Here is a 15,361-nt window from a genome sequence, read left to right as displayed (position 1 = left end):
TAAAATCCAATAAATTCCCATTGAAAACGAAAGCCCTATTTAATTGGAGCAGCGGAAAAGATTCTGCTCTAGCGTTATACAAAATATTACAAAATCCCGAATTTGAAATTACCTGTTTGCTTACGAGTGTGAACCAACAATTCCAGCGCATTTCCATGCACGGAGTTCGGGTAGAATTGTTAGAACAACAAGCCAACAGTATTGGATTGCCACTTGAAATCATGCAAATTCCCGAAATGCCCACGATGGAAGTCTATGAAAAGGTCATGACAGCAACATTGGCAAAACTAAAAAACCAAGGTGTTACACATTCTATTTTTGGAGATATATTTCTGGAAGATTTACGTAAATACCGGGAGGAAAAATTAGGCGAGATAGGTTTCGAAGGTGTTTTCCCGCTTTGGAAAATCCCAACGTTGGATTTGATTCAAGAATTTATAAGTTTAGGATTTAAAACGATTGTGGTTTGTGTAAACGAGCGGTTTCTCGACAAAAGCTTTGTGGGTCGCGTCATCGATCAGGATTTCATTAACGATTTACCAGAAAATGTGGATGTTTGTGGCGAAAATGGAGAGTTCCACACCTTCACTTTTGATGGGCCAATTTTCTCTAAACCGATTGATTTTGAAATAGGAGAAATCGTTTATAGAAAATACGAAAAACCTAAAGAAAAAGAATCCTCAAATACCGCTTGCGACACAAGTGCTTCCGGTGCTTTTGATTTTGGATTCTGGTACTGTGATTTAGTTGCTAAATAATTTTAAATAAAAAACTCCGAAATCAGAAAAGACAACGGAGTTTTATTTTTTATTGAATCTGAAAGAATAAGCTAATCTAAACTTGGTAAAGTAAAACCATCAAAAACACTTTTTTCTTTCATAAGTGCTTCAATTTCATTTGATTTTCTAGGTGCTTCCCCAGATAAATTTACTGGACCATTAGAAGTAATCAAAATATCATCTTCGATTCGCACGGCAATTCCCCACCATTTTTTATCACAATCACTTCCTTTAGGGATGTAAATTCCAGGTTCTACGGTGAGCACCATATTTTCTTCAAAATTATTATATAATCCTGGATCATGAACGTCTAACCCGATATGATGTGAAGTCCCATGCGGAAAATATTTTCGTGATTCATCTGCTGTTTTAATAATTCCTAATTTCATTAAACCATCACTGATTACCTTTCGGGCAGCCGCATCTGGAGCACTAAAGCTATTTCTTATTTTTGCTGTAGCAATTCCCGCTTCTTGAGCATCATAAACCATATCATAAATTAGTTTTTGCTCTGTTGAAAATTTCCCGTTGGCAGGAATAGTTCGAGTTACATCAGCAGTATAACCATGATATTCAGCACCTAAATCCATTAGAACCAAGTCATTTTCAACTTTCATTTTGCTGTTCTCAATATAATGCAATGCGCAGCCATTATTACCGGCTCCTACGATTGACGGATAGCCTTCAAACTCACTTCCGTACTTTTTATACACAAACTCATGTACACCTTGAATTTCAGTTTCAGACATTCCGGGATGCATCGCTTTCATAATTTCGCGTTGCCCCATTGCCGAAATTCGAACCGCTTTGGTAAGCAAAACCATTTCTTCTTTGGATTTTTTCTCACGCAAACTCGCCATGTATGTTGTAATCGATTTGGTATCTGTAATCGCTTTTTTTGGAGTGATACTTTTTTTAAGATTAATTTCATTTTGCAAATTAGAATCTACTTGTTTTCCTGTTTTAACATCATAACCTATTTGAGTTTTAAAAGCTTCAATTAATTTGTATAGATCCGCTTTTTCTCGTTTTGAATTTCTGTTATCCCCTTCAAATTCTTTAAAGAGCACATTGTTAAAACTCCTAAAGTCAATTCCAGAATTCAGAAATGCTGCACCATTTAAAGCATTGTCAAACCCTAACTCTTTTTTAGCGCCTTCAGTTCCCAAACGCACTCCTGTCCATTGCTCCGCTTTTGGATTTTTTTCCTGAACATACAGCATTTCATTATAAGTTTTTCCGTCTTTCGTTTGATTATTCGAAAAAACAACTAATACACAATTGGGTTCTTTATACCCCGTTAAATAATAAAAATCAGGATCTTGGTGATAGATAAAATCCACATCATTGGCGCGGTTTCGAATGGGGTTTCCAAAAAATACCGCAACACTATTCTGAGGCATTTTAGCACGCAAAGCTTCTCTTCGCTCTTTATGGAATTGAGCTGACAAGTAATCATTTGGGTTTCCGTTTTGCGCTATAGCGGCACAAACAAAAAGCACAGTAAGGATAAAAGAATATTTGAAATTCATTTATATATTGGTTAGGTTAAAGACTAAAGACAAAGACACTCATTAAGAATTAAGAGTAAATATAAATAATTTTGTATTTAATGTCAAACTTTTTCGTTGGAGCATTGTTTGTGTTTTGGAATCGCTAAATAAATATATTGTAAATACTTCGAATCTACTTTTTGTATTCTAAACCGGGACCATCGCAATTTTTCCAAGTACTTGACAAGGTATTGGTCGCAGTTGAATAAAGTTCCTCTTTAAGATTTCCGTAACAGCTTCCTATAATTTCGCTATCATTGGGATATGTTAATTCAAAATAAATTCCGTCCGAATGATTAGTAGTGGTGTAAATTCCAGAAATGGTTGTTTTAACCCCATTTATTGCTCTGGATTTAGTAAATGTTCCGTTAGTATTCAACAAATAAAATTCTTGCCATTCCATTGCTGTGCCTGTTGTTTCTGAATTAGGTTTAGAACCAGACATTTTAACCAAAGTCCACTTTCCAAAATAACCACTGTTATCTATTACTACAATCTCTTTTGAACAGGAACTAAAAACAGTCAGGAAAGCAATGAGAGCTATTAGGTTTTTCATGTGTCAGATTTTACAGATATTATTTAGATACTACTTGCTGCAAAAGGTTACGTAAAATGCTATTTTTTTAATATAAATATAAAAAAATAAGATCCTGAAAACTCTTTTTTTTTGCTAAAAAAAGCGATAATTCGCCAATTTTAAATGAATTACAACAATTATAATTAGCGAATTTGCGGTTGAAACATACTGAAAACATCTATCTCACTACCTTTCTTCGTACATTTTCAGCAACTGCGTTACTGTATTCCAATTGCGGATTGTTGCGGTTACATTTAGTTTTTTCTCGATGTATTTTTGATCAAATCGGGTTTTTCCAGCTCCAACAGCATATTTAATAAAAATTCTGCTGCCGTCAATACTCGCTTCATCCGGTTTGAATTGACTAATTCTTAAATCATTCATACTGGTACTTTGCAACGTGGTCGAAATAAACGCTACATAAAACTTCTTAGTATCGATATCTTTTTCCTTCAAAAAAGGATTGTTCTTGAAGCAGGCTTCTAAATCCGCAGAACTAATAACCACAACAGGCACTTCATGACCAAAAGCCTTGAAAATTTCCTGCTTGATTTTGAAACCAACAGCCGCAGCATTTTCTTCTTCGGTATCCACAAAAACATTCCCGGATTGAATATACGTTTGCACATTTTGAAAACCAATGGCTTCTAAGGTCGTTTTTAGCGCTTCCATTTTTATCATACTATGACCGGAAACGTTGATGCCACGAAGTAATGCGAGATGAGTTGTCATTTTTAAGGTATTTTATTTTGCGAAGGTATTGTGTTTGACGGAGATATAGATTAACTGCCTAATCAATTTACAAAATCATATAAAATTATATTTTATACATCAAGTTCTGTCGGTATATAGTTTTCCTTGCAATATTTTTCAACATCACTATCATTTTCAAAATAGTCATCACAAAAATCATCTAATTCTTTTTCTGTGGATTTATAATATCTCTCTTCTGCTGTCATTAATTTTTCAGTCTGTTCTATGTACTTTTCAAATTCTTTATTGATTTTACAAAGTTTATCGATTGTCTTAAAATCTAAATCCCGATATTTTGCAGTATATAATATTTTGCTTTGATATGGATTTGCATTAAGTTCGATAATACCAATACCAAATGATTGATTAAGTCTTGACATTTCTTCAGTTAAACTATCACTAAACTCGAATGCAACTAAATATCCATAATTAGCCCAACTTGAATTTGAAACTGCTTGAAAAAATGCTTTTTTTAATTCACTATCGTTATTTATCTCTTTTTTAATTTCATAAGAACTTAATTTAAAAGTATCAATTCGATTTATTGATTTCAAAAAATTTTGACTTACTTTGGTTTGCAAATTAAGAAACTTTATTCCAACCATATCAGGATGTGTCCAAATTTGGTTACTATCTTTCCCATTAGATTGTTCATGAAAAATAGTTTTTGAATATATGTCCGTATTTTTTAAATAACTGCTTAAGAGTTTATGTAAATTTCTTTCTTCGTATGAATTAGATTTGACAATTCCTTTCATCTTCTTCTTTTCGGTGTCAATGTTTTCAATTAGAAGGTCGAGGCCAATATTTTCTTCATTTTTAGTTAAATAGTAAAAATACGAACCGGAGTCCTTTATTCTTTTTACTCTTGTGTCACCCAGTCGTATAAAATCTCCTAATAAAGCTGAAACAGTTGCAGTTGATGTTTTTGCTATTTTAAAGTCATATAATTTTTTTGATATGATATGATTAGTAACTTCATTGTAGTTTGTTAATTTACCGATTTCATCTAAACTTTTTAAAATTGCTTCTTTTATAGTCATTTTTTATTTTTTTTGGAATAATACGAATTCCCTTGGATTTAATATTTTACCTGATTAAAAAAATATTATTTAATTTTAAATAAACTTAAATATTTAATTATTCAAATATACATATTTTCCTACTCCATTTCCAAGCCTTCCCATTTCCAAATTTCCAAACAAAAAACTATCTTCGCTCCATCAAATTAAAAATCCGTTTCAATCTGCGTTTTTGCTTTGTCAAATCCGTTTTATCCGTGTCTAAAAAATTTAAATGCAAAACCTCCTACTCACTCCAATAGAATACTTAAAAGGCGTTGGTCCCAATCGGGGCGAATTGCTACGTAAGGAATTGGGAATTTATAAGTACGTGGATTTGGTTAATTTTTTCCCGAACAGATACATTGACAGGACGCGGTATTACAAGATTAACGAACTGCAAAACAACATTGCCGAAGTTCAGATTATCGGTAAAATTATCACCATCAAAACCGTTGAATTTGGTAGAAATCAAAAACGATTGGTAGCGACTTTTGTGGATGATACGGGACAAATGGAACTCGTTTGGTTTCAAGGTCACAAATGGATTCGGGAGAGTTTAAAGCTGAATGAAATGTGTGTGATTTTCGGAAAATGCACATCTTTTGGAAATGCCTTCAATATGGCGCATCCCGAAATTGAGTTAATGAGCGAGCACGAACAAAGTTTGCGTTCTGCGATGCAACCCGTTTATCCTTCGACTGAAACTTTGACGAATCGCGGGATTTCGAATCGATTGATTAATAAGCTGATGCAACAATTGTTTTTGGAAACACAAGCATTATTTACGGAAACTTTGCCTGATTATCTGATTGCAGAACTAAAACTGATTCCTAAAAAAGCTGCTTTATTCAATATTCATTTTCCTAAAAGCGCTGAAGTTTTGGCGAAAGCCAAATTCCGACTAATATTCGAAGAATTGTTCTTTATCCAGTTGCAATTAATCACGAAAAATCTCATCAGGAAACATAAAATAAAAGGACATCCATTTGATAAAGTGGGCGAATATTTCAATGATTTCTATCTGAATCATTTGCCTTTTCAACTGACAAATGCTCAAAAAAGAGTTATCAAAGAGATTCGTACCGATATGGGTAGCAACGCCCAGATGAATCGATTGCTGCAAGGCGACGTAGGTTCCGGAAAAACAATTGTGGCTTTCATGAGCATGCTTTTGGCATTAGACAATGGCTTTCAGGCTTGCTTGATGGCGCCCACGGAAATCTTAGCAAACCAACATTTTATTGGTTTATCCGAATTGGCAGAAAGTTTAAATATAAATATTAAAATCCTAACTGGCTCCAGTAAAACGGCAGCTAGAAAAATAATTCATGAAGAACTGGAAAACGGAACGTTACATATCCTTATCGGAACTCATGCTTTATTAGAAGATAAAGTTAAATTCAAGAATTTAGGATTGGCCGTGATTGATGAACAACACCGTTTTGGAGTAGAACAACGCTCTAAATTGTGGAAAAAAAATACGATTCCGCCTCATGTTTTGGTGATGACGGCCACTCCTATTCCGCGAACTTTGGCGATGAGTTTGTATGGTGATTTGGATATTTCTGTGATCGATGAATTACCGCCAGGACGAAAACCCATTCAAACCGTACATCGATTTGACAGCAACCGATTGAAAGTTTGGAAATTCCTGCGGGATGAAATCGCTTTGGGACGACAAATTTATATTGTGTATCCATTGATTCAAGAATCGGAGAAAATGGATTTCAAGGATTTAATGGATGGTTACGAAAGTATTTCCAGAGATTTTCCGTTGCCGCAGTATTCCATTTCTATCTTGCACGGAAAGATGAAACCAGTAGATAAAGATGCCGAAATGAAACGCTTTTCGGAAGGAAAAACCAATATTATGGTCGCCACAACCGTGATTGAAGTCGGTGTGAATGTTCCTAACGCCAGTGTAATGATCATTGAAAGTGCGGAGCGTTTTGGATTGTCGCAACTGCATCAGCTTCGAGGTCGCGTGGGACGTGGTGCCGAACAAAGTTATTGCATCCTGATGACGAGCCATAAATTGAGTTCCGACAGTAAAACCCGAATGGAAACGATGGTGCAAACGAACGATGGTTTCGAAATTGCTGAAGTAGATTTAAAACTTCGTGGTCCGGGCGACTTAATGGGAACGCAACAAAGTGGCATACTCAACCTTCAAATTGCCGATTTAGTAAGAGACAGAGATACTTTGGCATTAGCCAGAAATTACGCATTGAAATTACTGAAGGAAGACGCGGGCATGCAAAAACCGGAACATGCTACCCTTAGAACTGTTTTTATAGAAATGACAAAGAAGAAGAATATTTGGAACTACATTAGTTAAGCTGCATAACCTATTTTTTTTAAACCATATAAGAAATTTAAGTTCAATTAAACATTTAATGGAAACTTATGTAACCTTTTATTAATAATGTGTTTCAAAACTTTCATTAATTCCTATCCTTGCAATTAATTCTCAAAAAAAAAAAATCAATTACCGGTTAAACCATTTCCTTTTTTAGCAGTCTTATTAGAACTGTATTGTGGATATTTTTTTTGATTTATAAATACTATATTTTTTTAATATTAATATTTGTATGTACAAACGTTAAATAAAAATCAACAAATCCACTTATTCCACTTGTATATCCTAAATTTGTTTTTAACTAAAATTAATGAAATTTAATCCTACTTTATATCCTATCATATGAAAATAAAATACCTTGTTTATACCTTAATATTGGCCGGAATAATTGGCTTTATTGCTTATCGAATTACAGCAAATAGTGCCAAAAATGCAGATTCTAAAGAAAAAGATGGGAAAGGCAAGCCCATGAGTGTAAATGGAATTATTGTACAACCTCAAACTTTTGATAACAATCTATCACTTTCAGGATCTATTGAAGCAAATGAACAAGTAGAAATTAGAAGTGAAGTTTCTGGTATCGTTGAAAGGATTTATTTTCAAGAAGGAAGTAATGTCAGTAAAGGTCAAGTGCTTTTTAAAGTAAACGATTTAGAGTTAAAAGCACAATTAAGACAGATGGCCACCAAAGAAGGTTTAGCTTCAGAAAATGAAAGAAGAGCTAAACTTTTACTCCAAAAAGAGGCTATCAGCCGAGAAGAATATGATATAGCAAGAGCTGATTTGAAGTCGGCGCAAGCACAAAGCCAGTTGATTAAAGCGCAAATTGCAAAAACATCCGTAAGGGCACCATTTTCAGGAAAAATAGGATTGCGCTCTATTTCACCGGGAACTTATATTACTCCAGCTATTTTAGTTACCAAATTGGTCAATGTAGACAAACTGAAAATCACTTTTTCAATTCCTGAAAAATATGCTAATCAAGTAAGAACCAACACTAATTTAACTTTTACAGTTGCCGGAACTACTGAAAAGTATCAGGCTAAAGTATATGCTATTGAACCTGGAGTTGAAGTGGCAACCAGAACATTACAAGTTCGGGCAATCGCGGAAAACAGAGGCGGTAAATTATTACCGGGGACGTTTGCTAATGTTGAATTGCCTTTGGATATAATTAAGGATGCAATTGTAGTTCCTACAGAAGCGATTATTCCTGTACAAAACGGAAAAAAAGTCTTTATTTCCTCCAATGGTCAAGCCAAAGAAGTTATGGTAGAAACTGCCACCAGAACAGATGCTTCAATTTTAATTCTGTCTGGTTTAAAAGCCGGCGACACCGTTTTAACCAGTGGAGTCATGACTTTAAAAGAAGAAACACCTGTCAAAGTGAAAATTAAATAATTTTAAAAGTTATAGGTTAGAATTTACACTGGAAACTTAATTCATAACTTATTACTCATAATTCAACAAAAATGAGTTTATCTACTTTAAGCATAAAAAGACCCGTATTTACTATTGTTATTAATTTAGCAATCGTATTATTCGGTATTATTGGCTATACCTATTTGGGCGTAAGAGAATTTCCTTCGATAGATCCAGCTCAAATCTCGATTCGTACCAATTATACCGGAGCAAATGCAGATATTATCGAATCCCAAATTACGGAGCCTCTTGAAAAAGCGATCAATTCAATTGACGGAATTCGAAATGTAACTTCGTCAAGCGCACAAGGAAGCAGCAATATTACAATCGAATTTAATCTCGATAAAAATCTGGAAGAAGCTGCAAACGACGTTCGTGATAAAGTTTCTCAAGCCGTTCGTAGTTTACCGCAAGATATTGATGCACCACCAGTAGTTTCTAAGGCTGATGCCAATGGCGATGCTATTATTTCGATGACGGTACAAAGTGATTCCAGAGATGCATTGGCCTTAAGTGACTATGCCGAAAACGTAATTGCACAACGATTAGAAACAATTCCTGGCGTAAGCGGTGTGCAAATTTGGGGACAAAAAAGATATGCAATGCGTTTGTGGATTGATCCGGTGAAATTAGCGTCTTATGGATGCACTGTTTCAGAAGTTCGTGAAGCGCTGATCAAACAAAATGTGGAATTACCTTCTGGTAAATTGACTGGTGCCAATACGGAACTCACAGTTAAAACAGTTGGAAATCTTTCTACATCCGAAGAATTTAACAATATAATTATTCGTTCCGAAGGAGAAAAAATAGTCCGTTTAAGCGATATTGGAACAGCAAGTATTGGTGCTGAAAATTTAGAAACTAAAATGACACAGTCGGGAACGCCATTAGTTGGTGTTGCCATTGTTCCTTTACCAGGTGCTAACTATTTAGATATTTCGGCGGCATTTTATAAAGAATTTGAAAAATTAAAAAAAGATTTACCGAAAGATATCAAGTTAAACATTGCCATAGATAATACCATATTTGTAAAAAAATCAGTTATTGAAGTAGCCGAAACATTGGGGATTTCAATCATTTTGGTTATTCTGATTATCTATTTATTCTTTAGAGATTGGGCTATTGCTTTTAGACCTTTAATCGACATTCCCGTTTCCTTAATTGCTACTTTCTTTATTATGTGGCTTTTTGGGTTTTCGATAAATGTGTTGACTTTATTGGCAATTGTTCTCGCCACAGGACTTGTAGTTGATGACGGAATTGTAGTCACCGAGAATATTTTCAAAAAAGTAGAAGAAGGAATGTCACCAATTGAAGCCGCAATTAAGGGCTCGAATGAAATCTTTTTTGCCGTAATCTCCATTTCGATAACCTTGGCAGCGGTATTTCTTCCTGTAATTTTTCTAGAAGGATTTGTCGGTCGACTGTTCAGGGAATTTGGCGTGGTCATTGGTGCGGCAGTATTAATATCTGCTTTTGTTTCCCTGACTTTAACCCCTATGCTAAACGCTTACTTGATGAAAGGCGGAGAGCAAAAAAAATCTAAATTCTATATTAAAACAGAACCTTATTTTCAAAGACTAAACAGTGGTTATGCTAGTGCTTTGACACGTTTTATGAAAAGAAAATGGTTGAGCTTTCCTATTTTGATTGCTTGTTTTGGTTTGATTTATTTATTTTTTAATTTAATTCAAAAAGAAACGGCACCATACGATGACCGAAGTGGATTTGTAATGCGTATGACAACACCCGAAGGTTCCTCCTATGAATACACCGACCGTTTCATGCAAGAAATATCTAAATTAGTAGATGATTCTATTCCTGGAAAAAAAGTCAGCTTGGTAATCACTTCTCCCGGTTTTGGATCTTCCTCCGTAAATAGTGGTTTTATTCGTGTATCCTTGGTTGAACCAAATGAAAGAAAAGATTCTCAAAAAGAAATTGCTGATAAATTAACCAAGTGGACCAAGAAATATCCAGATGCTAAAACATCGGTAATCGAACAGCCTACAATTGCAGTAAACAGACGTGGTGGTTTACCCATTCAATACATTATTCAAGCACCTAATTTCGAAAAATTGCGTGAAAAAATTCCTGTGTTTATGGATGAAGTGGGAAAAAACCAAACTTTTGCCGTTAGTGATGTTAATTTAAAATTCAACAAGCCGGAAATCAATGTAACTATCGATCGTGAAAAAGCCGAAAGTTTAGGAATATCTGTAATTGATATCGCCCAAACTTTGCAGCTATCATTGAGCGGTCAACGATTTGGTTATTTTATGAGAAATGGAAAACAATACCAAGTTATTGGACAATTTGATCAAAAAGACCGTTCCAAACCGTTGGATTTGACCTCAATGTTTGTCAAAAATAATAAAGGCGAATTAATCCAAATGGATAATGTTGTTACAATTGAGGAAAAAAGTAATCCTCCGCAATTATACCATAATAACCGATATATGTCGGCAACAGTTTCTGCGGGTCTTGCTCCAGGCAAAAGTATCAGCGATGGAATTGACGCGATGAATGAAATAAAAGCAAAAGTTTTAGATGATACTTTTACCACCGATTTGGGAGGAGAATCCAGAGATTTTGTGGAGAGTAGTTCAAATACATCTTTCGCATTTGGATTAGCTTTGATATTAATCTTCTTGATTTTGGCCGCACAATTTGAAAGCTTTATCGATCCTTTTATTATTATTTTAACGGTGCCAATGGCTGTTGCGGGAGCTTTATTCTCTTTATGGCTGTTTGACCAGACTTGGAATATATTTAGCCAAATTGGAACCATAATGTTAATTGGTTTGGTAACCAAAAATGGAATTCTGATAGTCGAATTTGCCAATCAGCTCCGAGAACAGGGAAAATCGAAATTGGATGCAATTTTAGAAGCTTCGGAAGCACGATTGCGACCAATTTTAATGACCAGTTTGGCCATTTCACTAGGGGCTTTACCTATTGCAATGTCACTTGGCGCCGCTTCAACTAGTAGAATTGGAATGGGAGTTGTCATCGTGGGTGGAACTATTTTCTCATTGGTTTTAACCTTATTTGTAATTCCGGCTATGTATTTAATGTGGTCTAAAGCCAGAAAGCATTATCCTGAATTTGATCATATTGAAGAATATGAAAAGGAAGTAAAATAATTTAAATGGAACACAGATGACGCAGATTGAACAAATTTACATGATTTTTTTATATAAAATTAGTTTAAAGTAATTTCGACAAAATCAATTTGGGTCCAAAAAATATAATTATGATAAATACCAAAATACTGTTTCGAAGTTTGATTCTATTACTCTTTTTTGTTGCAAAAACAAATGCACAAGAAGTTCTAACCTTAGAAGATGCGGTAAAAATCGCATTAGAAAACAATTATGAAATCAAAATTGCTTCCAATAATTTACTGATCAATAAAACAAATGTAACCACCGGAAATGCGGGAATGTTACCTAAGGCAACTGCCACTATTGTTGATAATAATGCAATTCAAAATCTGTCACAAACACGAACCGACGGAACTGTTAATACGCTTAATAATGCGAAAAGTAATAGTTTAAATTACGGTGTCGGTTTAGATTGGACGATTTTTGATGGTTTCAAAATGTTTGCCAAACTGGAACAATTAAAAGAGTTACAAAAATTAAGTGAAGCCCAGTTAAAACTTACTATAATTACAAAAATAAGTGATGTTCATGCTGCCTATTTTGATTTGGTGCAACAACAGCAACAATTGGTAGCGCTAGATTCGACAATTGTAATTTCAAATCAAAGACTGACTTTGGCACAGAATCGGTTTAGTATTGGAAAAGCATCAAAATTGGAAGTTTTGAATGCACAAGTTGATTTAAACACCGACAGAGTTACCGTTTTAAGACAAAAAGAATTGTATGCAAATACTAAAATTTTATTGAATCAAATACTTGCCAGAGATGCGAAAACTAATTTTATTGTGGTTGATGCAATTATTGTTGATTCTCAATTATTGCTTCCTGAACTGACGGCTTTAGCAGAAAAACAAAATCCGCAATTGGAATCTCAAATCATCAATAAAAGAGTCTCAGAATTGCAATTGAAACAAATAAAAGCGACACGATATCCAACAGTTAAAGTTAATAGCGGTTATAATTTTGCTGAAAGCCAATCCAGTCTTGGTTTTACCACACAATCATCTGCCAGAGGGCTCAATTATGGTTTTAGTGCTTCAATGAATTTATTTGACGGATTTACACAAAACCGAAATGAAAAAATCGCTAAAATTCAAATCGAGAATTCTCAAATGGCAGTGAATCAGCAAAATCAGACATTAAATTCGGAATTAGCCACATCCTATCAAACCTATTTAACGAATCTAGAATTAATTGCTTTAGAAGAAAAAAATGCAGCTATTGCTAAACAAAATCTAAATATCACTTTAGACAAATTTAGAATTGGAACCATAACAACTTTAGAATTTAGGACCGCACAATTAAATTACGTAAATGCAAAAGTGCGTTATAGCAATGCCCAATTCCAAGCTAAATTATCTGAAATTGCGCTAAAAGAATTAGCGGGAAGTCTTAGTTTTTAATTTAATTTTGTATAAAATTTTAGCCCAAAATGATTTCATACAATACTAAGGACTGGTTTACTTTTATCTTTCGTTTTCACAAAGCGGATACTTTTCGAACTTTGTTTCCAATTATGCTTGCCATAGGCGCTTATGCTGGAATTATCGGTTACTTAGAAGTTGAATATTGGCAACTTTCTGATGACAGTTATGTAAAAAACATCACCATCATGCACGGAATGTTGGGTTTTGTGATTTCGTTATTACTCGTTTTCAGAACTAATACTGCCTATGACCGTTGGTGGGAAGGAAGAAAAATGTGGGGAAGCTTAGTTAATAATAGTCGTAATTTAGCCATCAAACTTTCCGTAATTTTAGCAGATGAAAAAGATCGGGCTTTTTTCAGGAAAATAATTCCCACTTATGCTTCCATTTTAAACAAACATTTAAAAGACGAGGAAACTGGAAAGCAATTATTTGATGATGTAGATTTAGAAATTGATCATCACAAACACAGGCCCAATCAGGTTGCGAAAATATTATTTCAAAAAATAAATGATTTATATGTTTCCAAAAAGATTACTGGAGACCAATTAATTATTTTAAATGCCGAAGTATTATCATTCACTGAAATTTGTGGTGCTTGCGAGAGAATCAAAAACACTCCTATTCCCTACTCTTACAGTGCTTTTCTTAAAAAGTTCATCTTTTTTTACGTAATGACTTTACCGTTTGGATATTCTTTTAGTCTAGGTTATTATGTAGCACCAGTTGTGGTTTTTATTTTTTATGTTTTGGCCAGTTTAGAGTTAATTGCAGAGGAAATTGAAGATCCTTTTGGAAATGATGAAAATGATTTGCCTACTCATAAAATTGCCGAAAATATTAAAAAACACATAGAAGAGTTAATTTAAAATTTGTTAAACTGTGTTCCGGTTCTAATTATTTTCATTAAATTTAGACTTTGCCTTCTTTAAGTTTGAAACTATGAATAACAAGCGTGCTTTTATAAATCCACCTCATTTATCGAACGAGAAATCGTTAAAAACATTAGTAGAAAACAGAACTGTTTATTCTCTAAATCATTGTGAACTGAATCTTTTTGAAACTTATGAATCTTCGGCCTTAGTTCCATTAAAATTTAATGATTTGGTAGTGACAAGTATGTTAAGAGGTAAAAAAGTAATGCATCTTTTTGACGATCCTTCGTTTGAATACTTACCAGGTGAAACCGTTGTTATTCCATCTAATGTTGAAATGAAGATCGATTTTCCCGAAGCCACAAAAAGCAATCCTACGCAGTGTCTGGCTTTGGCGATCGACCAAACTAAAATTACCGATACGCTACAATTTTTAAACGAACGGTATCCAAAGGAAGGGAATTCACAATTTTGGCATTTGAATTATCAGAATTATTTTTTTTACAATAATGTAGAATTGGCAACAACAATAAATAAACTGATTAAAGAATGCATGAGCACTTCGATTACCAAAGATGCTTTGGCCGATTTGACTTTACAGGAATTATTAATTCGAATTATTCAAACGCAAACTGCAAAAGCGATTGATGATGGTTTATTTACGGATCCAAAAAATCCCATCACACAAGTCGTAGAATTCATCCGATTGAATTTGAAGGAAAATATCAGCATGAAACATTTGAGCGAAAAAGCATGTATGAGTACCACTTCTTTCTATAGACTTTTCAAAAGAGAATTAGGGATGAGTCCGATAGAATTTGTAATCAGCGAAAAGATAAGATGCGCCAAACAATTGCTCAAAAATCCAACAATACAAATCAATGAAGTTTGCTACTTATCCGGATTTGAAGATTCCAATTATTTCATCCGTTTGTTTAAAAAACACGAAGGAATTACACCAAAGCAGTATCAATTGTTATATATAGTAAACTAGATTTATTCAATATATTTTAAAGGCTCAAGCGATTGTTCTTCTTCGGGAGTAAAAATCCGGTATTCAATTCGGAATGTTTTTTTCAGTGGTGTTTCCAAAGAAAAACCTCCTACTCCAAAGGCATCAATTACATCCAAAGTAAAATGAGCATGTTTCCAATATTCGAATAGATCCTTATCTACCCAGAATTCAGTATCTTCAATACTTCCAATGCATACATCTCCAAATCGCTGGTAAAATCCGCCTTTTTCAAAACATTGGGGCTGTGTTCCTTCACAACATCCTCCGGCCTGATAAAACATCAAATCACCATGTTTTTCCTGTAATATTTTGATTAATTCTATTGCTTTTTCTGTGGCATCGAGTCTTTTTGTCATTTTTTTAAATTTAA

Annotated in this window: 12 protein-coding genes; 7 read left to right on the top strand and 5 right to left on the bottom strand. The window is 34.1% G+C overall.

Features of this window, described 5'->3' with window-relative positions:
* Positions 1-20 precede the first annotated feature (20 nt).
* Complete coding sequence (locus tag H4V97_RS01805; protein ID WP_196851361.1) at positions 21-758, top strand: diphthine--ammonia ligase; 738 nt, start codon at positions 21-23, stop codon at positions 756-758.
* Between the two features lie 71 nt (positions 759-829).
* Here the strand turns inward: H4V97_RS01805 and H4V97_RS01800 are convergent, their stop codons facing one another.
* From H4V97_RS01800 to H4V97_RS01785, 4 genes are all read right to left on the bottom strand, one after another.
* Positions 830-2,311, bottom strand: coding sequence for an aminopeptidase P N-terminal domain-containing protein (locus H4V97_RS01800; protein WP_209548760.1), 1,482 nt, complete (start codon positions 2,309-2,311; stop codon positions 830-832).
* A 154-nt stretch (positions 2,312-2,465) separates the two neighbouring features.
* Complete coding sequence (locus H4V97_RS01795; protein ID WP_196851359.1) at positions 2,466-2,888, bottom strand: hypothetical protein; 423 nt, start codon at positions 2,886-2,888, stop codon at positions 2,466-2,468.
* A 207-nt stretch (positions 2,889-3,095) separates the two neighbouring features.
* The gene (locus tag H4V97_RS01790; RefSeq protein ID WP_209548759.1) at positions 3,096-3,641 is read right to left on the bottom strand and encodes a DUF1697 domain-containing protein; all 546 of its coding nucleotides are present in this window, start codon (positions 3,639-3,641) and stop codon (positions 3,096-3,098) included.
* A 92-nt stretch (positions 3,642-3,733) separates the two neighbouring features.
* Positions 3,734-4,705 carry a hypothetical protein gene (locus H4V97_RS01785; protein WP_196851357.1) on the bottom strand — a complete coding sequence of 324 codons (972 nt, stop codon included), beginning with the start codon at positions 4,703-4,705 and terminating at the stop codon, positions 3,734-3,736.
* Between the two features lie 253 nt (positions 4,706-4,958).
* Here H4V97_RS01785 and recG point away from each other — a divergent pair, with 253 nt between their 5' ends.
* From recG to H4V97_RS01755, 6 genes are all read left to right on the top strand, one after another.
* On the top strand, positions 4,959-7,064 hold the full coding sequence (recG, locus tag H4V97_RS01780) for an ATP-dependent DNA helicase RecG (RefSeq protein WP_209548758.1): 2,106 nt from the start codon (positions 4,959-4,961) through the stop codon (positions 7,062-7,064).
* 363 nt (positions 7,065-7,427) lie between these two features.
* Positions 7,428-8,486 carry an efflux RND transporter periplasmic adaptor subunit gene (locus H4V97_RS01775; protein WP_196851355.1) on the top strand — a complete coding sequence of 353 codons (1,059 nt, stop codon included), beginning with the start codon at positions 7,428-7,430 and terminating at the stop codon, positions 8,484-8,486.
* 71 nt (positions 8,487-8,557) lie between these two features.
* Positions 8,558-11,653 carry an efflux RND transporter permease subunit gene (locus H4V97_RS01770; protein WP_209548757.1) on the top strand — a complete coding sequence of 1,032 codons (3,096 nt, stop codon included), beginning with the start codon at positions 8,558-8,560 and terminating at the stop codon, positions 11,651-11,653.
* 110 nt (positions 11,654-11,763) lie between these two features.
* Positions 11,764-13,077, top strand: a complete 1,314-nt coding sequence (locus H4V97_RS01765; protein WP_245345174.1) for a TolC family protein — start codon at positions 11,764-11,766, stop codon at positions 13,075-13,077.
* A 29-nt stretch (positions 13,078-13,106) separates the two neighbouring features.
* Positions 13,107-13,970: a bestrophin family protein gene (locus H4V97_RS01760; protein ID WP_209548756.1), complete on the top strand. Its 864-nt coding sequence runs from the start codon at positions 13,107-13,109 to the stop codon at positions 13,968-13,970.
* A 73-nt stretch (positions 13,971-14,043) separates the two neighbouring features.
* Positions 14,044-14,970 carry an AraC family transcriptional regulator gene (locus H4V97_RS01755; protein WP_196851352.1) on the top strand — a complete coding sequence of 309 codons (927 nt, stop codon included), beginning with the start codon at positions 14,044-14,046 and terminating at the stop codon, positions 14,968-14,970.
* Positions 14,971-14,972: 2 nt separating this feature from the next.
* Here H4V97_RS01755 and H4V97_RS01750 read toward each other — a convergent pair whose 3' ends face one another.
* The gene (locus H4V97_RS01750) at positions 14,973-15,347 is read right to left on the bottom strand and encodes a DUF779 domain-containing protein (RefSeq protein ID WP_196851351.1); all 375 of its coding nucleotides are present in this window, start codon (positions 15,345-15,347) and stop codon (positions 14,973-14,975) included.
* Between the last annotated feature and the right edge of the window lie 14 nt (positions 15,348-15,361).

The organism is Flavobacterium sp. CG_23.5, from assembly GCF_017875765.1.
In the GTDB taxonomy this organism is placed as follows: domain Bacteria; phylum Bacteroidota; class Bacteroidia; order Flavobacteriales; family Flavobacteriaceae; genus Flavobacterium.
Note: the sequence above shows the minus strand (reverse complement) of the source record. Positions and strands in the feature narration are given on the sequence as shown.